The sequence below is a fragment of the Fibrella aestuarina BUZ 2 genome, assembly GCF_000331105.1.
Lineage (GTDB): Bacteria > Bacteroidota > Bacteroidia > Cytophagales > Spirosomataceae > Fibrella > Fibrella aestuarina.
Genome location: NC_020054.1, coordinates 5,882,514 through 5,904,700, shown reverse-complemented (window position 1 = coordinate 5,904,700; position 22,187 = coordinate 5,882,514). Strand labels below are relative to the sequence as shown.

General features: G+C 57.8%; 13 protein-coding genes. 6 read left to right on the top strand and 7 right to left on the bottom strand.

The window, feature by feature from the left end; genetic code table 11:
• Positions 1–117: 117 nt before the first annotated feature.
• From FAES_RS24405 to FAES_RS24385, 5 genes are all read left to right on the top strand, one after another.
• Positions 118–711 (top strand): TetR/AcrR family transcriptional regulator, encoded by a 594-nt coding sequence (locus FAES_RS24405; protein ID WP_015333873.1) that lies wholly within the window; start codon positions 118–120, stop codon positions 709–711.
• Positions 712–878: 167 nt separating this feature from the next.
• Positions 879–3,167, top strand: a complete 2,289-nt coding sequence (locus tag FAES_RS30690) for a sensor histidine kinase (RefSeq protein WP_015333872.1) — start codon at positions 879–881, stop codon at positions 3,165–3,167.
• A 38-nt stretch (positions 3,168–3,205) separates the two neighbouring features.
• The gene (locus tag FAES_RS24395) at positions 3,206–4,072 is read left to right on the top strand and encodes an SDR family oxidoreductase (protein WP_015333871.1); all 867 of its coding nucleotides are present in this window, start codon (positions 3,206–3,208) and stop codon (positions 4,070–4,072) included.
• Positions 4,073–4,197: 125 nt separating this feature from the next.
• Complete coding sequence (locus FAES_RS24390; protein WP_015333870.1) at positions 4,198–6,282, top strand: DUF3858 domain-containing protein; 2,085 nt, start codon at positions 4,198–4,200, stop codon at positions 6,280–6,282.
• A 14-nt stretch (positions 6,283–6,296) separates the two neighbouring features.
• Complete coding sequence (locus FAES_RS24385; RefSeq protein ID WP_148289443.1) at positions 6,297–8,270, top strand: DUF3857 domain-containing protein; 1,974 nt, start codon at positions 6,297–6,299, stop codon at positions 8,268–8,270.
• A gap of 37 nt (positions 8,271–8,307) precedes the next feature.
• On the opposite strand, the gene FAES_RS24380 is transcribed toward FAES_RS24385, so the two are convergent.
• The 4 genes from FAES_RS24380 to FAES_RS24365 all read right to left on the bottom strand — a co-directional run bounded on the left by FAES_RS24380 (position 8,308) and on the right by FAES_RS24365 (position 15,699).
• Positions 8,308–11,229, bottom strand: a complete 2,922-nt coding sequence (locus FAES_RS24380) for a TonB-dependent receptor (protein ID WP_015333868.1) — start codon at positions 11,227–11,229, stop codon at positions 8,308–8,310.
• Positions 11,230–11,431: 202 nt separating this feature from the next.
• On the bottom strand, positions 11,432–12,175 hold the full coding sequence (locus FAES_RS24375) for an SOS response-associated peptidase (RefSeq protein WP_015333867.1): 744 nt from the start codon (positions 12,173–12,175) through the stop codon (positions 11,432–11,434).
• Positions 12,176–12,264: 89 nt separating this feature from the next.
• Complete coding sequence (locus tag FAES_RS24370; protein WP_015333866.1) at positions 12,265–12,981, bottom strand: LolA-like protein; 717 nt, start codon at positions 12,979–12,981, stop codon at positions 12,265–12,267.
• Between the two features lie 150 nt (positions 12,982–13,131).
• Positions 13,132–15,699 (bottom strand): TonB-dependent receptor, encoded by a 2,568-nt coding sequence (locus FAES_RS24365; RefSeq protein ID WP_015333865.1) that lies wholly within the window; start codon positions 15,697–15,699, stop codon positions 13,132–13,134.
• Between the two features lie 181 nt (positions 15,700–15,880).
• On the opposite strand from FAES_RS24365, the gene hslU reads away from it, so the two are divergent.
• The gene (hslU, locus tag FAES_RS24360; RefSeq protein WP_015333864.1) at positions 15,881–17,296 is read left to right on the top strand and encodes an ATP-dependent protease ATPase subunit HslU; all 1,416 of its coding nucleotides are present in this window, start codon (positions 15,881–15,883) and stop codon (positions 17,294–17,296) included.
• 83 nt (positions 17,297–17,379) lie between these two features.
• Here hslU and FAES_RS24355 read toward each other — a convergent pair whose 3' ends face one another.
• The 3 genes from FAES_RS24355 to FAES_RS24345 form a co-directional block, all read right to left on the bottom strand.
• On the bottom strand, positions 17,380–17,910 hold the full coding sequence (locus tag FAES_RS24355; protein ID WP_015333863.1) for a CopD family protein: 531 nt from the start codon (positions 17,908–17,910) through the stop codon (positions 17,380–17,382).
• A gap of 73 nt (positions 17,911–17,983) precedes the next feature.
• Positions 17,984–20,752 (bottom strand): response regulator, encoded by a 2,769-nt coding sequence (locus tag FAES_RS24350; RefSeq protein WP_015333862.1) that lies wholly within the window; start codon positions 20,750–20,752, stop codon positions 17,984–17,986.
• A gap of 33 nt (positions 20,753–20,785) precedes the next feature.
• On the bottom strand, positions 20,786–22,150 hold the full coding sequence (locus FAES_RS24345; protein ID WP_015333861.1) for a sigma-54-dependent transcriptional regulator: 1,365 nt from the start codon (positions 22,148–22,150) through the stop codon (positions 20,786–20,788).
• Positions 22,151–22,187 lie beyond the last annotated feature (37 nt).

Sequence of the window (22,187 nt, the reverse complement as noted above, 5' to 3'; positions counted from 1 at the left end):
TATTGTATAATGATTGTGATTTTTTCCTGAAAACGGTATGCCGTTTGATAGTTTGTTAAGATAATGGGCTAACTTTCAGCCAGATTAACGCCGTTAACTTACCAAGCTTTATTTAACATGGAAGTAGTCGAGCGCAAGCAGCGCACCCGCGAACAGACGCGGACGGGTATTCTCCAGACCGCCAAAGACATTGCCCGCCGCGAAGGCTGGCAGGCTGTCTCGATTCGGAAAATAGCCGATGCCATCGAGTATAGTGCGCCGGTTGTTTATGATTACTTCGATAGTAAGGACCGTCTGCTCGATGAGGTTCGCAACGAAGGGTTTCGTCACCTGCGTCAGGAATATGAACGGCTGGTGAAACTCTACCGCGACCCCGAGAAATTGCTCTACGAAATATCATTGGTTCAGTGGCAGTTTGCCGTTCAGCAGCCCGAGTTGTATCAGGTCATGTACAACCTGAACGGGGCCAACTGCCAGGTGTCGCTCGACGAATCGGATGAGATGAAGACTGTCAACGAGATCGTCAGTCGGATCATTTTCTCATTCATTCCGAAGTCGGCTGAAAGCATCCGCCGACTCTATTTCGAATGGTGGGCGACCTCACACGGCCTCATTACGCTGGGCCTCCTGTTGCGGGGCCAGCAGCCCATCGACACCTCCGAACAAATTTACCGCGAAACCCTCCGCCGGTTCATCCGCAACCTGCGCTAGACGAGCGGTTGAATGATGGATTATGAATGTTGAAATGATGGCCCCGCTAGGCAACGATTTCAGCATTCATAATCCATCATTCATCATTTTCAGGCCATCCTTCTGATGGGGTTACACGTCGATGTAAAAACCGTATGGGTTTAAGGTACCGCCGTGTATCTTGCTGAATGATCCGCCCGTACCTACTCCTGACGCTACTTTTTCTGACCGGTGTGGCCTGTTTTGGGCAGTCGGCCCGGTCGCAGCCTTCCTCAACCGATTCGGTTTCTCAACCAGGGTCGTTTATTGGTGGCGTAAGCGATGGCTTTAAGGCGTCTGCGCAAGCAGACACTGGTCTAGTAAGGGTGGGCAAAAATGGCGGGATGTCGGGGTCATACTGGCGCTTCAAAACGGGCGACGACATCCGGTGGGCCAGCCCCGCTTACGACGATCAGGCCTGGCAGTCAAATGTATCACCTTCCGATCCACTCAATGGCAATAAGCCACTGTGGAAGTCGGGAAAAGGCTGGTTTCGGCTCCGGTTTCGACTGCACCCGAAGCTGCTGACCAACGAACCCACCCTGGTTGTTGATCAAACGGGTCGGTCTGAGTTGTACCTGGATGGAAAGCGGCTGGCCGTGCTGGGTACGTCGGAGATGGATACAATTGGTATGCAACGGCTGATCCGGTTCGTTCCGCTGCCCATTACCGACACCACTACCCATGTACTGGCTGTACGCTATACGCTACGGCGCGACGCTGTCGTCAAAGCAGATTTTGACGAAGGCGCCTTTTCAGTAAAAGTGCAGTCGGCTGATCTGGCTCCGATTGCGCTACTTGTCACCCAACTGGTGCAGACGGGCTCGGCTTTCCTGCTAACCGGCATTTTCGGGACGCTCGCCTTACTCCATTTCCTGTTTTACCGGGCCAACAAAACCCAGAAGGTCAATAAGCTCCTGGGTTGGGAAATGCTGGCGTTTTCGGTGTCCTATGCCACCCGCCGGCTCGATGATTTCACCGCGACGCTCACAACCAACTCAATTATCGATACCGTTAGCGAACTGATGATGCAGGTTGGGCTGGTCTTTCTGCTGACGGCCATTTATCGTTACCTCGACCTCAAACGCAACTGGTGGTATTACACGGTGGTTGGCTTGCTGGCGCTGGCACTGCTGTATCGGTTTTTCGTTGGGAATGTGCCCTACGAGCTCGATTCGCTTGCCTATTTGGTGCTGGGTATCGAATACCTGCGTGTGAGCTGGATTGGCCGCCGGCGGAAGGATGTCTATTCCCGCCTGCCCTGGGTGTCGATCAGGACTGCCCTTTATTGCCTCTTATTCCTGATGGTGGTAATGATCGTGATCACTATAGTTGAAGTGCTGACAACGGGTTCTGGCGATATCAACATTAACCTGGGCTGGTTTTCGGGCGTATTGTTTGTGACCACCATGCTGGGGCTACTCAGTTTTCCGGTCGGTCTGTCGCTGTCGCTCGTGCAGGATTACGCCCGTACCTACCGTTCGCTGGACGGCAAGCTGAAAGAGGTCGAGGAGCTCTCGGCCCGCACGCTGCTACAGGAGCAGGAAAAGCAGGCGCTGCTGGCGCAGCAGAACGAGACGCTGGAGCGGCTGGTGCAGGAGCGCACGGCGGCCCTCGATCAGTCGCTCACCGACCTGCGCGCCACGCAGGATCAACTGATTCAGCGCGAAAAGCTGGCCTCGCTGGGCGAGCTGACGGCGGGCGTGGCGCACGAGATTCAGAACCCGCTCAATTTCGTCAATAATTTCTCGGAAGTATCGGTCGAGCTGATTACCGAGTTGGAAGACGAACAGGCCCGCGCCGCCGACGAGCGCGACGAAGGCCTGGAACGGGAGATCATGGCCGACATTAAGCAGAACGTCAGCAAGATCAACGAGCATGGCAAACGGGCGGCCAGCATCGTGCGGGGGATGCTACAGCACAGCCGGGCCAGCACCGGCCAACGCGAAGCCACCAACCTGAATGCGCTGGCCGACGAATACCTCAAACTGGCGTACCACGGCCTGCGGGCCAGCGACAAGTCGTTTGATGTGTCGCTCGTTACGCATTACGATCCGGCCCTGCCTACGGTCTCGGTTGTGCCCTCCGATATCGGGCGGGTGCTGATGAATTTGCTGACCAACGCCTTTCATGCCGTGCGCGATCGGTCGGTGCAGGCCCGGCAGCAGGGCGTCGACTACAAACCCACGGTGACCCTGACGACCGAACACGACGGCAACCGGGTGCGTATCCGAGTGCACGACAATGGACTGGGCATACCCGACTCGGTGCGAAGTAAGATATTCCAGCCTTTTTTCACGACAAAACCCACGGGGCAGGGCACCGGCCTTGGGCTGTCGATCAGCTACGATATCGTGACCAAAGGGCATAGCGGCACCATCAGTCTGCAGTCGGAGCCGGATGCCTTCACAGAATTTGTTGTCGAATTGCCCGCGTAACCAGGTGCCTTCGGGAGCCCTTAAGACCACCATTGATCATGAAAATTGGCATTATTGGCGCTACCGGTATGCTCGGCAAGCCCGTTACGCAGGCGCTTGTTCAGGCGGGTTTTCCCGTGCGCATCATCGCCCGCAACGTACCTGAAGCCCAAGCCTTGTTCCCCAAAAGCGAGGTTGTTTTTGGGGACCTGCAACAGCCTGATTCGCTGGTGACGGCCCTTGCGGGCTGTACGGTAACGTACCTGAGCCTGTCGGTAAAACAAACCGAAAAACCGACGGATTTCCACACCGAAACCGACGGGCTGCGGCACCTGCTGGCGGCGGCCAAAACGGCAGGTGTAACGCGGATTGCCTACCTCTCGTCGATCGTGATGCGCTATCAGGGGATGAACGGGTTTGACTGGTGGGTGTTTCGGCTCAAGCAGGAGGCGGTGGCGCTCATCAAAGCGTCGGGGCTGGACTACAGCATCTTTTACCCGTCCAATTTTATGGAAACCATGCTGACCACGCAGCGCATGGGGCCGTTGGTCCTGGTGGTGGGTACGTCGCCGGTGAAGCCGTGGTTTATCGCCGCCCATGACTATGGGCGGCAGGTGGTGCGGGCGCTGCAACGGGTGCGGGCGGGCGAACCGCAGGAATACGTGATTCAGGGCCCCGAACCCGTCACCCAACTCGATGCGGCCCGCCGGTTGGTCAGGGTATACAAAAAAGCCAACCTGCAGGTTGTCGCGGTAGTCCCGACGTTGCTGCGATTGGGGCGATTATTCTCGCCACAGGCCGATTACGGCTGGCACATTGGCGAGGCTCTGAACCGATACCCGGAGACCTTCGAGGCCCAACGTACCTGGGAGGAACTCGGTAAGCCAGCCACCACCATCGAGCTGTTCGCCGAAAGCGTGAACTGACGTAGCGCCTACCCCTTACGTTTTAACGGCTGTTCCGATGCAGTAGCGTCGCTTCGTCCAACCGTTTTGGGCCGCCGGGCGACACGGTCCACGTTTTGTTTCGCCTCCTCTTTTCTCACGTTTTCATGCAGCCAACTTTACCTGCTTTTCGGGTGGCCTTCGTAGGCCTGCTGGTAAGCCTTTGCTCCGTTCACACCCAGGCCCAGCAAGCCGCTCAGCTACCCGTCGTCAAATTTGGGCAGGTGACCACCGCCGACTTCACCGCGCAACCGACACCCGTCGACACAACGGCCGAGGCGGTCGTGCTCTATGAATCGGCCAACACGCGCTTCAGCCTTCGCAACCAACGAATTCTGCGCCAGACCGACTACTACAGTAAAATCAGGATCAACAAGAAGTCGGCCTACGACCGGGCAACCGTCGAGATGGCCTTGCGGGGTGACGGGCCGACGCGGGAGTATGTGCAGAACATCGAGGGGATAACCTATACGTTACAGAACGGGCAGGTAACCAAGCTGAAGATGGACAAAGCGGCCGTGGTCAACGAGCGTGTATCCAACACCCTGACGGTCCAGAAACTGACGTTGCCCGGCGTGCAGGAAGGCTGCATCATCGAATACCGCTACACCCGGTTCTCGCCCGACGAAGAAACACCCCCGTCGTGGGCGTTTCAGCAGGATATTCCCGTCATCTGGAGCGACTACAAATCCACGCTCTCTAACTACTATCACGTCAAAGTAATCATGATGGGCTATCTGCCGCTGACGGTCCACAAAACCACGCCGGTATCGGGCGGGCTGGTGCCGGGTATTGCTGATGAAGGGGCGGTGGAATCGCACTACGCGGTGGCTAATGCACCCGCCTTCAAAAATGAGGCGTACATCACCACGGCCAGAGATTACCTTTCGCGCATTGATTTCGAACTGGCGAGTATCAACATTCCGGGCTATCTCCAGAAAGCCTTTTCGCTCAGTTGGTCGGACATGGATCAGACGCTGCTCACGATGGAATCGTTTGGTAACCAGTACCAGAAAGCGCCCTACATGCGGCCTGTAGCCGAGGGGATCAAGGCTAAGTACCCGGCTGCTGATACCCTGGGGCGGGTTACGGCTGCCTACGACTACCTGCGTAACACCATGACCTGGAACGGGCAGGGCAACGTGCAGAGCGACCGCCTCAAAAAAGTACTGGAGTTGAAAAAAGGCGATGCGGCTGATCTGAATTTTATGCTGATCGGTCTGTTGCGCGAGCTGGGCCTTGACGCCAACCCCGTCATCCTGAGTACCCGGGATCACGGGCAGATCAACGAAAGTTACGGGATGCTGCGCCAGTTTAACTATGTGGTGAGCCACCTCACGCTCGGCGGTAAGGATTTTCTGCTCGATGCCACCGACCGGTTCGTCCGGCCTGGTGTGCTGCCCTACCGGGCTCTGAATCAGCTCGGTCGGCTCATCTTACCCAATGGAAACAGCCGGTTTGTACCCCTGACCACCACCGAACGGGACACCGAAGCCAAGATCGGTGCGTTCACGGTTTCGGAAGACGGTGAGCTGAAAGGCACGCTTTCCCATTCATACAGCGGCTACGGGGCCATTGATGCCCGCGAGTCGTACAAAGCGCGGGGCGAAAAGCAGTTTGTCGATGACGTTAAGCAGAAGAAACCCGACTGGCAAGTCGAACAGGTATCGTTTACCAACGTGTCGGAACTGGATCGGCCGCTGACGGTCAACTACACCCTGGCGGTCGCCGAAGTGGCGCAGGTAGTTGGCGACCGCATGTACCTGCGCCCGATGCTCACGGAGGGCCAACAGGAGAATCCGTTCAAGCAGCCGGAGCGGCAGTATCCCGTCGATTTTGCCCACGGCATGGAAACCATCTTCACGACGACCTACACGCTGCCCGCCGGGTACACGGTTGAGGAAATGCCCAAGCCGGTGATCATCAGCCTGCCCGACAATGGCGGTCGGTTTGCCTATCAGGTTCAGCCGTTGGAAAACCGGATCACCGTAGTGAGCCGGGTGCTGATCCGTGAGCCGTTGTTTATGGCCGATGAGTACGGCGTACTGAAAGAGTTCTACGAAAAAATCTTGCAGAAACACGGGGAGCAGATCGTGTTGAAAAAGAGCGGTTCCGCCCCGATTGCCGAGCAGACGAACGTACCCAACGCGGACCCGAAAAGTGGTAGCGGTGTAACCCCCCGGAAAAAATAATGGCGACAGCACGTATGCCGCGCATATGGGCAGCCCTGTGCGCATGCAGTATCGGAGGGCTGATGGGCCAACAGGCGCTGGCCCAAACCGACAATTGGGCCGTCAGTGCCATTCCCGCCTCCATGACCATTAACGCCGACGCCGTGCTTCGGTACGACGAATCGACGTTTGTCGTGAAGTCGCCGGGGGAGGCCGTTCGGCGCGTTCGACAAGTCATTACGATCCTGAACGAAAAAGCCGAGGCTAAGGCGAAACTGGATGTCCCCTACGACAAATTCTCGAAGGTGACCGACATCGAAGGGGCGCTCTTCGACGCGTCGGGTAAGCTGGTCAAACGGCTCAAACGGGCCGAAATCAGCGATCTGGCCTACGCCGACGATAATTACCAAGATGACACCCGTCGGAAAGTCGCCATTTTTTCGCGGCAGCTGGCTTACCCTTATACCGTCGAGTTTCGGTATGAATACGTCACCCGCAACATGATGGATTACCCGGTTTGGGCGCCGCAGGACGACGAACGGCTATCGGTCATCCAGAGCCGGTTTCGGGTAGAACTGCCCGCCGATTTGCCGTTCCGCTACAAAGCCGTCAACCAGTCCCGGCCGCCTGTGCTTTCGAAAAGCGTAGCGGGCAGCAGCGAAGTCGTCGGCTACAGCTGGCAGGCCGACACGCTGCGGGCGGTGGAAAGCGAGCCGCTCAGCCCGTCGTTTGAGGAGAGCGTTCCGGTAGTTTACACAGCGCCCAGCCGGTTTGAGGTACAGGCCTATTCAGGTACGTTCGACTCCTGGAAAGACGTGGGTACGTTCTACTACACGCTTAACAAAGGCCGCGATCAGTTGCCCGAGGCCGTCAGGAAGGAGGTGCAGCAACTGGTCGCCGGTGAAAAAACGACGGCGGGGAAGGTGGCTAAAATCTACACGTACCTGCAACGGCAGGCGCGCTACATCAGCATTCAGCTAGGCATTGGGGGCTGGCAGACCATCGAGGCGAGCCGCGTGGCGCAAACTCACTATGGCGACTGCAAAGCCCTGACCAACTATACCAAGGCCATGCTGGCGGCGGTGGGGATTCCGTCGTTTGAGGCACTGGTACGGGCAGGCAGCAGCCGGTCGGCTATTCGGATCGATTTGCCCGGTTTTCAGTTCAACCACGTATTCCTGTGCGTGCCAAACGCGGGGAAAACCCCAACGGATACGCTCTGGCTCGAATGTACCAGTCAGCACAGCCCGGCGGGGTATCTGGGTGATTTCACGGGTGGCCGCACGGTGTTGCTGGTAACACCCGAAGGCGGGAAGCTGGCCCAAACCCCCGCATACAGCCCTGAGCAGAACCTGCAACAGCGACAGGTCGCCATTACGCTGGCTCCGGATGGCGGGGCTACAGCGCAGGTACGTACCCGGTACACGGGCCTGCAACAGGATCCCTACAGTGCTGTCCTGCATAGCCTGAACCACGAGCAACAACGGGACTGGCTGATTCAGCACAGTGATCTGCCGTCGCTTGATCTGAAGCAGTTCAGCCTGACCGAAACGCCCGGCCAGATTCCCTGCGTGACCGAAACGCTTACCCTGACGACCCGGCGTTGGGCATCGCCCAGCGGCACGCGGCTGTTCCTGCCCCTTAACCTGCTGTCGACGGTGAGCCCGGCCCCTGTGCTGTCGCGGGCACGCCGTCAGCCGCTGGTGCTTACGCATCACTATAATTACGACGATTCCGATACGGTCACCTACACGCTCCCGGATGGCTATGCACCTGAGTTTGCGCTGGCACCGATGCGTATCGACTCGAAGTTTGGTACCTACACGGCGCGTGCGGAGGTAAGTGGCAATCAGTTGGTGTATGTGCGCCGGTTGCGGATGCATCAGGGGCGCTACCCGGCCGAAGCCTACGCCGAGTACGCCGATTTTCGGAAGAAGATTGCTAAAGCTGATCGGGCGCAGCTCGTTTTGGTGAAAAAGGAAATCGCCACGGCTACCCAACCTAAGTAGGGAGCCGTGGCGATCTGCCTATCCTGTGCTAGGCTGGCTATTGCCGTGGCCGACGGTTGCCACCACCGCCCGCAGGCGCGGTGCCACCGGCTGGTGCTTGTTGCTGTGGCTGGCCACCGTTGTCGCCGCCACCGCCATCTTTCACGTCGTCGTTGTTGACCGATCGCTTACGGCGGTTGCCACCACCATCAAAGCTAAGTTTACCGAACCGGTAGCTAAACGTGGCGCGAACCCCGGCGTTGAAGAGGTTCTGAACGCTCTCCTGCGAGAATACGGCCGAGCTGGTTGCCGACCGCTGGGTGAAGGGGTGGTTGAAGAAGTTTTCACCCGCCAGACCAAAGCTACCCCGCTTCTCGTCGAACTCGTGCCGGATACCAACGCTGTAGAACATAAAGCCGCCCTGATAGCCCTGTAGGAGAATCTGACGGCCCCGGGCAAACATATTGGCCTGAACGCCCCAGTTGTTTTTCAGCTGGAGGCTGGCGAAGAGCCGCCCCGAAACCACGAAGCCGGAGTTGCTGGCCCGCAGAGCCAGGTTGGGGCTGTTGTTGGTCAGCGTTGAGTAGTAGACGTCACCGCCACCGCCCAGTTGCAGTTTCGAGAACAGCGTGGCATTACCGAAGAGGTTGATCCCATACGAGTTCTGCTGACCAATGTTGGCATAGGTGGTGCGCAGCACATTCTGCAAAACGGGCGCCGTTACGTCGCCAAATGTCTGCCGGAGCGTGTCGCGAACACTTTCGATGGAGTTGTTGGTGAAGCGAGAGAACAGCGATATGTTCAGGTAGACCGACTTGATGTTGGTGCTGGTGCTGAACTCGAAATTGTCGGTCAGCTCGGGGCTGAGGGACGGGTTACCCACCACGATGTTCAGCGGGTTGGCGGCGTTGACGTTGGGGTTCAGGAACTGGATACCCGGCCGCTGCAACCGGCGGTTATAGGCCAGCTTGATCGTCTTGCCGCTTTTCAGGGCTTTCGAAATATTGATGCTCGGCACCAGGTTGCTGTAGTTCGGAATCGAGTCGAGTCGCCGGTTCAACAGGGCGTCTTCGCCGGTGGTCGTACGCAGGCGGGCGTTGATGGCCGTGTGCTCGTAGCGTGTTCCTACTTTCAGGGTATACTTGCTGCGGGTCGTCAGGGTGTACGAGATATAACCGGCCACTACATTCTGATCGTAATCAAGGCCGTTGGGCTGCCGGTTGGGGTTGTTCGAATAGCCCCCGTTCTCGCCGCTGGCAACCAGATAAGCGTAGTCGCTGCTAACCTGGCGCAGAATGCCTTTACCCCCTACTTCCAGCAATTGGTTTGCCTGCAACGGCGTCTGGTAATCGACCTGGAACGTCGATTCCTGGTTGCGGCTTGTGTTGTCGTTGCGCTCGCGGCTCAGGATACTCTGGCTCGTGATGGGATCCAAAATGTTGGCCACGAAGTTGTTGGTCCGGTTGTTCTGGCTGAACAACGTCAGGATGCTCAGTTCCTGCTGGGGCTTGAACGTTTTGGTAAAGTCGAGGTTGACGTCGACCGTACCCGACAGATCTTTCACGTCCACGTCGCGTACGCCAACCAGCGTTGAGGTCGACAGGAAGGTGGTCGTGGTGAGTTTATCCTGGAAGTTCATCTGGTTCCGGGCGCCGTACCGAACGCTGGCTGTGAGGGCCGTCGTTTTGTTGATGTCGAAATCCCAGCCCAGTTGGTATTGGCCAAATAGACCCTGGTTGAGCGTGTTGGCGGTCTGGAGGGTCCGGGTGTTGCCGGTGGTCTGGCGGTTCTCGAAGCTACCCCGCACGTTGTAGTTGGCGCGGCCAAAGCCATTAAGCGAGAAGCCCATTTTGCCCGTACGAAGATTCCCCTGCAAACCGAGGTTGGCGCCGCGGTTACCCACGCCCGAGTCGAGGTTCAGCGTGAAGCCCTGGAGGTTGTTCTTCTTGGTGATGATGTTGATGATCCCGGCTGAGCCTTCGGCGTCGTACTTAGCCGAGGGGCTGGTGATCACCTCCACCGTCTTGATCATGTCGGCGGGGATTTGCTTGAGGGCGTCGGCCACGCTGCTGGCTACGATGGTGCTGGGCTTATTGTTGATCAGCACCCGAACGTTACTGCTGCCGCGCAGGCTCACGTTGCCGTCGAGGTCCACGGTCAGCAGCGGCACTTTCCGCATGATATCGGTAGCGTCACCACCTTTCGAGGTCAGATCGCGTTCAGCGTTGTAGACGAGCCGGTCAACTTTTTCTTCAACAATCGCCGCCTGGCCCGTTACGACCACTTCCTTGAGGTTACGGACTTCAGGCGCGAGCAGGATGTTACCCAGGTTGATGCCGTCGTTGCTGCGCTGGAGCTTCACGCTCGACAGCACCGCGTTGCGGTAGCCTACGAAGGACACCAGCACCCGGAAGTTGCCCGCTGGCAGGCGATTCATCGTGAACTTGCCTTTGTCATCGGCGACGGCGCCGTCGATAGGGCGGTTGGTTTCGGGGTTGATCAGGGCGATGCTGGCGAATTCAACCGGTTTGCCGGTGAGTGAGTCAACGACAACCCCAACGATTTTACCACTGCCGCGAGGCGCATCTTCCGCTCCACCCAGCCGAGGCGGGGTAGTACCGGTTGGCTGGTCGGTCGGTAGTTGAGTTGGGGTATTGGGCTGATTTGTGGCCGGAGTCGGCGTGGGGAGCCCTAGCTGGGCAGGCGTGGCGGTCGTGGCAGGCTGCGTGGTGTCCGACTGGGTTGTCGGGGTAATCGGTTGCCGGGTAGCATTCTGGCTTCCGCTGCTGTCGGGCCTGGTCTGGCGGGCGCTTGTGTCGGGTAAAGCGGTTGCTGGCTGGCGGCGGCTGGTATCGGGCAGGGTGGTGGCGGGGCGTCGGCCACTGCTATCGGGCAGCGACGGTACCTGCGCCCAGGCAGCACCAGACGATAAGGCTAGCAGGAGGCCTGCCAGCGCATAAGAAGGTAATTTATGTGACATGAAATCAGGTTGTTTCGTTGAGTCGATCCGTACACTACGGAAACAAAATAGAAACCATTGCGGCTAGCTATGTTGCATTAAATCGCGAAAAGCCGCGCAATATCACCTGTAGTAACCGACTATGGACAACTTAGTTGACGAAGATTCCGATTCTGCCGATGAATGGTAAAAATGTGTAGAGCAACCAGCCGGCCCGGGGGTGTCAGGCAAAGAGCGCTGACTTGCCAGCCAGGGCTAGGTACGTTGCCGGGGCCAGCACGTCAGGTACGTTGCTGTCGTCGGTGCGTGAGGTGATCCGCTTGCTGATGGCGTGGCTGTGCATGTGGCCGGCCGGATAGGCATCGGCCAATAGCTTGAGCGCTTCGGCCTCGGTCAGGTTTTCGTGCAGCCAGGCCTGTTCGTGGTCGTGGGTCAGCAGGCAGGGCTGGCGTTTTTTGGTGTTATGGATAGCCGCGAGCAGGGGGTTGGCATCGGTTGTCAGCAATGAGAAGGTCGTCAGCACTTCGCCCGTGTCGGGGTCGGCCCATTCGTCCCAAAGCCCGGCGATGCTGGCAATCGGCTGATCGGTGGCCGACAGGTAAAAGGGATACTTCTCTTTGCCCTCGGTGTACCATTCGAAGAAACCCGTCACGGGAATGAGGCAGCGTTGGCCCCGTTGCGCCGCCTGCCGGAAGGAGGGTTTTTCGTAGATCGTTTCGGAACGGGCGTTGATGGTCTGCGCCCGCAGTTTGTCGGCGTCGGGTTTCGACTTGACCCAGTGCGGAATCAGGCCCCAGCGGATACCCTGAAACTGACTCGGCTGCTGATGCGTCAGGATGGGGTAGCGCGGAAAGGTATAGGCATTGATGTGATACTGCGGCTCGCTATGCACGTCGGCCGGAAGCGTGGCGTTGTACCGCGTTTCAAGCGCAGCCTGATCGACGGCAAGGGAGGTATGGTAGCACATAAACACACAACGCGATCGGCCCTCCGAGTGTTACGAAGGGGCCGATCGCGTTGGTAACTATTGAGCATCTGGCTAAACCAGATGGCCGGTTATTTGGCGGGTTTCTTGAAAATCGATTCGTCGACGGGCGCGTTGAAATTGATTTTCTCCGTCGTCATCGTGATCGAACCCATTGCACCAGCAATCGACATCGTCTTGGGTACTTTGATGCCTTGCACGTCCTGGTAATCGTCGAGGCCGATTTCGCCCGTTTGGCCATTCATCGTCCGTTTGATTTTCGCTACCAGGTACGTGTTGGCGTCTAGCCACTCGTCAAACGTGCTGCCGTCTTTGTCGGTGATCTTCAGGTGATAGCCGTCGTGTTTTTTGTCGAGCGGTTCTTTGCCAACCAGTTCAACCTTGTAGCCTTTGTCTTTGTAGTTTACCAGCGCGCCGAACGGATCGAGCTGCCCGGTCATCTGCTTCAGTTCGTCGGCGGTCATGTCCTGCGGTTCGCCGGTGCCGCCCATCATGGCGGGCATCACTTTCCAGCCGGTCGTTCCGTCGACTACCTGAACCATCGAATTACCCATCACCGTGGACTCCGAACGCATTGATTTTCCTCTGACAATGACCGATTTACTGGGAATCTCCATGCCCTGTACGGCCAGTGAGCTTTCCGAAACCACCGTTTTCACGCCGTTCAGTTTGTCGAGACCGCCCATCGCGGCAATGTGTTTGTCGACCAGTTCATCGACCGTTTGAGCCTGCGCCGCTACCGACAGTAGTACGGCCACCGTAGCGGCCCATAGTTTAGTTGTTTTCATTGGATTGGTTAAGTGAAATGATAAAGAATGGGGCACTTGCCTTTGGCGTCATTGGTGGTCATTGACAGTCATTCGCTCTACGGCTTATTAAAAGTGAGAAAACAATGAATGACAATCAATGACGACCAATGACAATTAATGACGACCCAGTTACCTTGGGCGACCACCGCCGGTTGCGGGCTGTTGTTGACCGCCGCCATCCGTGCCGTCGCTCTTCACGTCGTCGTTGTTGACACCCTTGGCTTTTTTACGCGGCGCTTCGGCGGTCATTTTGCCCAGTTTGAGGCTGAATGTCAGCCGGATACCCCGGTTGTATAGGTAGACGTTGTTGACCTGATCGAACTGGGGCGATGTGAGCGTGTTGCGGATATTGAAGCGATTCGACAGGAAGTTCTCGGCCGCCAGACCGAGGCTGTATTTCTTGTTGGCCGATTCTTTCCGAACGCCGATGGTGTAGAAACCAAAGGCACCCGAGCGACCCTGTAGCTGCAACTGCGCGCCAAACAAGCCGCCGAAGCCCTGCACGCCCCAACCATTTTTGAAGGTGGCGTTGACAAACGTACCGCCGCCCGGAACAAACCCTTCATTGGTAATGGTGGTCGAGGTGCGGTCGAGGTTCAGTGTCTGACCCGACAGGCTGGCGTAGAAGATATTGGCGAATACCCCGATGTTGATCTTCGAGGTGGCCGCTACGTTGGCAAACAGGTTGACGCCGTAGGTACGTTGCCGACCGATGTTTTCGAAGCGCGTAACGATGGCCCCCTTCAACGAATCGGAAGGCTGGCTCACCTGCACGATGGCGTTGTCGGTAAAGCGAGCGAAGAACGTGGCGTTGATAAACGTTTTCTTGATAGTCCGGCTCAGGCCCAGTTCCAGGTTGTCGGTCAGCTCGGGGCGCAGCTGGGGGTTCCCCTGCGTAATCACCTGCGGGTTGGCCGCGTTCTGGTTCGGGTTCAGCTGTTGCAGACCCGGCCGCTGAATCCGGCGGTTGGCGCCCAGCTTGATGGTCGTGCCCTTAACGGTCTTCGACGCGTTGATGCTCGGCACCAGCACGCCGTAGTCGGCTACGCCCAGGTTGCCGCCCTCGCGGGTCCGGGCGTCGATAAACGTGTGTTCGTAGCGCATACCGCCTTTGAAGGTGTAACGGCTTTTGGTCGTGTAGGTGTACGACAGGTACGTTGCCGCGATGTTCTGGTTGTAGGTCAGTGCCCCCGCCGTGCCGTTGTTGATCGTCGAGAACTCACCCGTTGGGCCCGCCAGCAGGTAGCGGTAGTCGCTGTCGACGCGCCGCATAATTCCTTTCGCCCCCACTTCGAGCAACTGGTTTTTCTGGATGGGCGTCTGGTAGTCGCTCTGGATCGTGAATTCCTGGTTCAGGTTGTTGTTGAGGTTCTGCTGACGACCCGTCAGTTCACCCGTTCCGCCCAGCAGGTTCGCAAAGAAATTGTTAGTCAGGTCGTTGCGGCTGTAGAGCGTCGAGATGCTGAATTCCTGCTGCGGCTTGAACGTGTGCAGGTAATCGACGTTCATATCGACCGTGCCCGAGAGGTTCTTCACGTCTACGTCGCGGCGGCTCGAACTGGTAGGCGTGCCGCCCGTGAACAGCTGCGTCAGGTAATCCTGCGAGTTGACCATGTTCTGAGCGCTGTATTTCACGCCCGCCGTGATGCTCTGCTTCTCGGTAAAATCATAGTCGAAGCCAAGCCGGTACTGCCCGAAACTACCCGACGTGGTGCCGCTGCCGGTCTGCCGCGTCTGCGTCGTGCTGGTGGTCGTGCGGCTGGTCTGTTGCAGGTCGGTGAGGGTTTTCACGTTGTACATGGCCCGCCCGAAACCACCGAGCGTAAAGCCCGCCTTGCCTTTGCGGTAGTTGCCGTTGAGCGACAACTGCGACCCCCGGTTACCCACGCCGCCGTCGACGTTCAGGTTCAGCCCCTGAAGGCTGTTCTTTTTGGTGATGATGTTAATAATCCCGCCTGAGCCTTCCGCATCGTACTTGGCCGAGGGGCTGGTGATCACCTCCACCGTTTTGATCTGGTCGGCCGGAATCTGCTTGAGGGCGTCGGCTACGCTGCTGGCTACGATGGTGCTGGGTTTGTTGTTGATCAGCACCCGAATGTTGCTGCTCCCGCGCAAGCTCACGTTACCGTCGAGATCGACCGTCAGCAGCGGCACTTTGCGAAGAATATCGGTGGCATCGCCGCCCTTGGCCGCAATGTCTTTGTCGGCGTTGTACACCAGCCGGTCCACTTTCTCTTCAATGACCGCCGCCTGCCCAACTACGGTTACCTCGTTGAGTTGCTTGACGTTGGTGCTGAGCAGAATGTTGCCCAGTTCGAGCGATTGCCCATTGGTAAGCGTCAGGTTATCAATGGTTTGGTTGCGGTAACCTACAAACGAGACCAGCAGGCGGTAGTTGCCCGCTACCAGTTTCGACAGGGTGAATTTACCTTTATCGTCGGCGATAGTGCCATCAACGGCTTTCCCGCTGGTACGATCATAGAGCGCCACCGACGCGTAGTCGACGGGTTTGCCCTGCGTGGAGTCGACGATAAAGCCGGTAATTTTAGCGGAGCCTTTGGGGCTTTGGTCACCGGCCGTACCCGGCAATGCTTTGGGTTGTGCCGCTCCCCCCATGCCGGGAAACTGCGCCAGCGCTGGTGTTGCCAGCGTCGCGATTAGCAGCATGGCCGAGTTGAGTAAACGTATCCCTTTCATAAAAACAGGTTGTTAACGGTACGAAGTTGGCAACGGCACGAACCTGAGTAAACGAAAAGCGGATGAAAGGACAATCTGGCAGGATGGAAGTGGCAACGGGCCGTATGAAAGTGGCTGGCACCATTTTTTGATTATGCTGTTATTTTGATGAGGGGTATTCTGTTTTGCTCCCCCGTAGTGTATGCCATCAACCGTCCGAGACCTGACTCCCCGGCAAATCGTTGCCGAACTTGATCAATATATTATCGGCCAACACGAAGCCAAGCGCAACGTGGCCATTGCTCTGCGAAACCGCTGGCGGCGGATGAACGCCCCGGCCGATATGCAGCGCGAAATCACACCCAACAACATTCTGATGATTGGGGCCACGGGCGTGGGGAAAACTGAAATTGCCCGCCGCCTCGCCAAACTGGCCGATGCCCCGTTTATTAAAGTAGAAGCCTCGAAATTCACTGAGGTTGGCTACGTTGGCCGCGACGTGGAAAGCATGGTGCGCGACCTCGCCGAGCAGGCCGTCAACATGGTGCGGGCGGCCAAAAAAGAAGCTGTCAAGATCAAGGCGCAGCAGATTGTCGAAGACCTGATTCTCGACATCCTGATACCGCCCGTCAAAGGGGCGGCTTCGGCCGGGCAGCTTGGCTTTAGCCACAGCAATGGCGCCGACCAGAACGGCGACGGCATTCCCGACGGCGATGCCGAACTCAACGAACGTACCCGCGAGCGCTTCCGGCAGAAAATCCAGGCGGGCGAACTCGACGACCGCAAAATCGACATCGACGTGCAGCAGAGCGCCGCGCCCAGCATCGGGGTGATGGGCGGCTCGATCGACGAGCTGTCGATGATGAATATTCAGGAGATGATTGGCGGCATGATGCCCAAAAAGGGCAAGAAGCGCAAGGTGACCATCGCCGAAGCGCGCAAGATCATGCTCGAAGAAGAAGCGGCCAAGCTCATCGACATGGACGAGGTGAAGGAGGAGGCCATCCGCAAAGCGCAGGACGCCGGCATTATCTTCATCGACGAAATCGACAAGATTGCCACCAACCGGTCGGGTGGGGGCGGTGGCCCCGACGTCAGCCGTGAGGGCGTGCAGCGCGATCTGCTGCCTATCGTGGAAGGATCGTCGGTCAACACCAAATACGGCGTGGTCCAGACCGACCACATCCTGTTTGTGGCGGCCGGGGCGTTTCACGTCTCGAAACCCTCGGACCTGATTCCGGAGTTGCAGGGCCGTTTCCCGATTCGGGTGGAGCTGCAAAGCCTGTCGGAAGATGATTTCTACCAGATTCTGCGCGAACCCAAAAACGCCCTGACCAAACAGTATGAAGCGATGATGGCTGCCGAAGGGGTTTCGTTGACCTTTGCCGACGATGCCCTCCGCGAACTTGCCCGCATTGCCTTCGAGGTCAACGCCGAGGTGGAGAACATTGGCGCCCGGCGGCTGCAAACCGTGCTGAGCCAACTCCTCAACGAGTTCATGTTCGACATTCCCGATACCATCGCTGCCGGTTCGACTGTCGAGGTCACGCGCGAGCTGGTGCAGGAACGCCTGACGGGGCTGGTCAAAAACCGCGACCTGAGCCAATATATCTTGTAATTAAACTTCCCCCGGCGGCAGGGTGTATAACCGAGCGAATCAGGGTTGCTCGATCATACACCCTGCCGCCGGGGGATTTTAGTTTACTTCCCGCTACGTACCCGGCGGTAGATGCGGATACCGGCCAGCAGCAGCCCGATAAACGCGATCAGCCCGAGTATACCCCACAGCATACTGAGCGCATCTTTCAGCACGACCAGGAATACGATGCTGACGAGGAAAATTGTAGCTACTTCGTTCCAGATGCGCAATTGCATGGAGGTGTAGCGCAACACGCCCCGTTGCTGCTGCCTGAAAATGACGTGACAGGACAGGTGGTAAGCATACAGTAACGCCACAAAGCACAGCTTGTAAATCAGCCAGGTGGGCGTGGCGCCGTAGTTGTACCAGGTGCTCAGGCCCATGATCAGCGTCACGACCGCCGATGGCCAGGTGATACCGTACCACAGCCGGCGCTGCATCAGGCTCAGCTGGGCCTGCAAGGCCTGCCGCGCCGGTTCGGGCTGCTCGGCGGCTTCGGTGTAATAAATAAACAGCCGGGGCATGTAGAACAGCCCGGCGAACCACGTCACGACGAAGATGATGTGAATGGCTTTAATATACAGGAACGACATAGGTGAACGCGTTTGTGGCCTATCCGTCTGGGTAGACGTACCCACGGAGGCGAGCAACCAGGCGCGGCGTGGCCTACCACTGTCGCGCCTGCATCTGCTTTACCACCTCGTGGATTGCCTCGTCAAAGCTACTAACGAGTGCGCGCAACTCATCGGAATCGTCGCCGATTTGGGCCAGTTCCTCAATCCGGCGCACCACCTCGACCTGCGCCACAACGCCCATATTATCGACGGACGGTTTGATGCGATGCGCCAGGTACTTCACCCGTTTGAAATCACCAGCCGCGCAGGCGTCGCGGATCTGCGTGGCGGTGGTGGGCGTTTCGGTGCAAAACAACTGCACCATCTGCCGAATGAAATCCTCGCTGCCCCGGCTGATCAGCTCCAGCTTCTCCAGGTTGTAGAGGGGGGCAGGGACTGCGTTGGCCGGTTGGGGCGGATTTAGCCACTTGGTGAGTTGGGCAATCAGGTCTTTTTCGTCGAACGGTTTGCCCAGAAAGTCGTTCATGCCGGCCTGGAAGCACTCTTCCTGCTCGCTGCGGATCACACTGGCCGTAAGGGCAACGATGGGGAGCGTGGTGCTGATCTCCCGGCGGATCAGCCGGGTAGCTTCGAGGCCATCCATGATGGGCATCTGCACGTCCATCAGCACCAGATCAAACGATTCGGCGCGGAGGGCTTCGATGGCTTTCTGGCCGTTGACAGCCTCCACAATCGTGGGGCCGTAGGATTCGAGGATCATCTGGACGACCATCCGGTTCATCTCGTTGTCTTCGACCAGCAGAATGCGCTTTTTCCGCAGGAAATCGTCGGGTGGCGTCACCTGGGTGGGGGGCGTCAGGCTGGCGGGCTGGCCAATGGCGAAGCTGATGAGCACCTGAACCGTGGTGCCCTTGCCCGGCCGGCTGTCTACGCTGATGGTGCCGCCCATCATATCGACGAGTTGCTTGGTGATGCTCATCCCCAGCCCCGTGCCGCCATACCGACGGCCAATGCTGCCATCCTCCTGCGTAAACTTGTTGAAGATTTTTTCCTGAAAAGCGGGTTCGATGCCAATGCCCGTGTCGATTACCTTGATGTTGACAAACTGCCGGTTGCCCTGCTGGTAACCCTGGCAATCGAGGGTGACGCTGCCCGTTTCGGTGAATTTGATGGCGTTGCCCAGCAGGTTGAACAGAATCTGGTTGAGCCGGTAGGGATCGCCGAGCACCACCGGCGCAATGTCGGCATCGGTGCGGGTATTCAGCCGGAGGCCTTTTTCGTCGGCCTGACCGGTCAGCACCTGGGCGGCAGACTGGAGCAGGTTGGGCAGGTTGAAACCGATCTGTTCCAACGAGAGTTGCCCCGCTTCAATCTTGGAGAAGTCGAGAATGTCGTTCAGGATGACCAGCAGGTTACTGGCCGCAGAGTTGATCATGCTGAGCAGAAACTGTTGCTTGTCGGAGAGCGTCGTTTTGGTGAGTTGTTGACCCAGGCTCAGGATGGCGTTCATGGGCGTGCGGATCTCGTGGCTCATATTAGCCAGAAAGAGCACTTTTGCCCGCGACGAGTCTTCGGCCGCTTCCTTAGCCACGCGCAGGTCCGATTCGAGCTGTTTTTGCTTCGTGATGTCGAGGTGAATACCCGTCGACCCAATCACCGCGCCATCGTCGGAGTAGAGGGGAGCGCCGCTGATGAGCCACCACATGGCCTCGCCGCGCTTATTCTTGATGGCCACTTCGTAGGTATCAACAATGCCTTCCAGCCGACTGTTGTTTTTCTCCTTCATGATCTGGACATGCTGCCCGCGCAACAGCCTGTCCGTCGCAATCTGCCCAATTAGTTCGTCGGGCTCGTAGCCGCTCATGGCGCAGAAGCTCTGGTTGGTATACACGATGCGCTCATCCAGATCCACCTCGATCAGGCCGAGGTTCATGTTTTCGATGATGCGCTGGTACTTTTCTTTCTGGTGGAGGGCGGCGTTTTCGGCCCGTTTCCGGCGGGTGATGTCGGTGTATTTCCAGAGGTGACCCGTATACTGCTCGTCGTTGAAGAGTGGGATGTAGTCGCGCTCAAAAATGCGGCCATCGGCCAGTTCCAGTTCGTCGCCCAAGACCGGTTTCCGGTCGTGCAGCAACTGCGCCACCCGTGCCACAAACCCCTCGGGATCGCTGAAGAGCGATTTACTCTGCTCGGCCATCCCCGAGCAGTCGATGCCGGTCAGTTGCTGTGGCGAGAGGGGCACGCCAAACAGGTCGCAGAAATACTGGTTGACCAGCACAATGTGGCGGTGTTCGTCTTCCAGCAGTAGCCCGTCCTGCAATTGGCCCATCAGGTTGGTGAGGCGGCTGGCCATCCGGCTCAGGGGTTGCTGTAACTGACCCGGCACCGTGAGCGAACCCGAAACCCCACGGAGGCTGCGGACATTGTCCGACGAGGTAGAGACGTACCCCAGGTCAAACCGGTAGGCATAGGTACCATCCTGAGCGCGAACGCGGTACGTTACGCTGAAGTACGGCTGATGGTCCTGGCGGCAGGTTGCCAGCTCATACTCCCAGGAGGGTCTGTCCTGCGGGTGTAGCAGCGTGAGCCAGTCGGGCGTTTCGGTAAGGTAGCCGAGCTGTTGGTAGTAGGCCGGTGAGCGGGTGAGCTCATCGGTTTGCAGATCATACGACCAACTGGTGTCGCCCAGCCCCGCCAGCAGCTTTGGCCAGTGCTCGTTGAGCCGGGCGTTTTCGGCCTGTAGCGTACAAACGGTCTGTTCGAGCCGCTGTTGCTCGGCCCGCAACCGCTCAATCTCGTCGAGCAACTGCTGGTGAGCGGATGCAGGCTCACCAGAGGGGCTAACCAATACCTGTTTCATACCCACGCGACGTCATCAACGAGCCCACACCGGTTAGGCCAGTGTCAGCTCATTGTTCTGAATCATTTTATAAATCGTTGACTTGCCAACGTCTAGTTTTTCGGCTACGAGTACAACGTTGTTATCATATTTACTCAGGTACGATTTGATGATCTGGATGGTATACTGGCGGAGTGTCTTGCCTTCGGCACCCACCACCGACTCGTCCGAGCCCGACGTCAGCATCAGGTCGTCGGGCCTGATCTCCTGCCCGTCGCACATGACGGCTGCCATCTGCATAACGGCCTTCAACTCCCGCACGTTGCCCGGAAAGCTGTACTGCAACAGTTTGTCGGTTGCGGCGGGGGAAATGGCCGGCGAGGTGAGGTGATTGTCTTTGCAGAATTCATCCAGAAAATGCCGCGCCAGCAGCAGCACGTCGGTGGCCCGGTCGCGCAGGGGCGGCAGCACAATGGGCAGGCCCATGAGCCGGTAGTACAGATCCTCGCGGAAACGCCCCTGCCGCACTTCGTCGAGCAGGTTTTTGTGCGAAGCCACCACCAGCCGGATGTCGAGCTGAATCCGCTCGTTGCCGCCCACCCGCACCAACTCACGCTCCTGCAGTACCCGCAGCAGCTTGCTTTGCAGGGTCAGGTCCATTTCAGCTACTTCGTCCAGAAAGAGCGTGCCTTTGTTGGCTTCTTCAAACCGACCGATTTTGCGGCTGGCGGCCCCCGTGAAGGCGCCTTTTTCATGGCCAAAGAGTTCGCTTTCCGTTAGTTCGCGCGGGATGGCCGCCATGTTGACCGCCACGAACGGTTTTTTTCGCCGGTCGGAGTGGTAGTGAATCGATTTGGCGACCAACTCTTTACCCGTGCCTGTCTCGCCCGAGATCGACACGTTGATGTTGGTGCGAACGGCTTTCTGGATCAGCGTAAAGACATTCCGAATGGCTGGGCTATTCCCGATCAGCAGGTTGCCGAAATCGTATTTCTGGCCCAACGCCTCGCGCAATTGCTCGATTTCCCGTTTCAGGTTCTGGTTTTCCCGGATCTTCAGGATAGCATTCCAGAGCAGGTCTTTCGTGCGGTCGTCTTTCACGAAATAGTCATGCACCCCAGCCTGCAACAACCCGACCGCCGTTTCGACGTCCTGCTGCCCGCTGATAACGATCACGGGCGTATCGGGTAGTTGCTCCCGAATCTGGCGCAACAAGTCGGCCCCGTTGATGTCGGGCAACGAGTAGTCCATGGTAATCAGGTGCGGCGGGCTCTGGCGCAGGTGCTTCAGACAAGCCTCACCCGTGACGAATCGATGCAACTCATAGTCGGGATTCATTGACAAGTGATACTTGAGCACTTCTCCGTACCAGGGGTCGTCTTCGACGATAAAAATACGGTAGGGACTAGCAGGCGTCATGGTGTCAGTCGGACGATCTTACAGACTCTGAAGTATA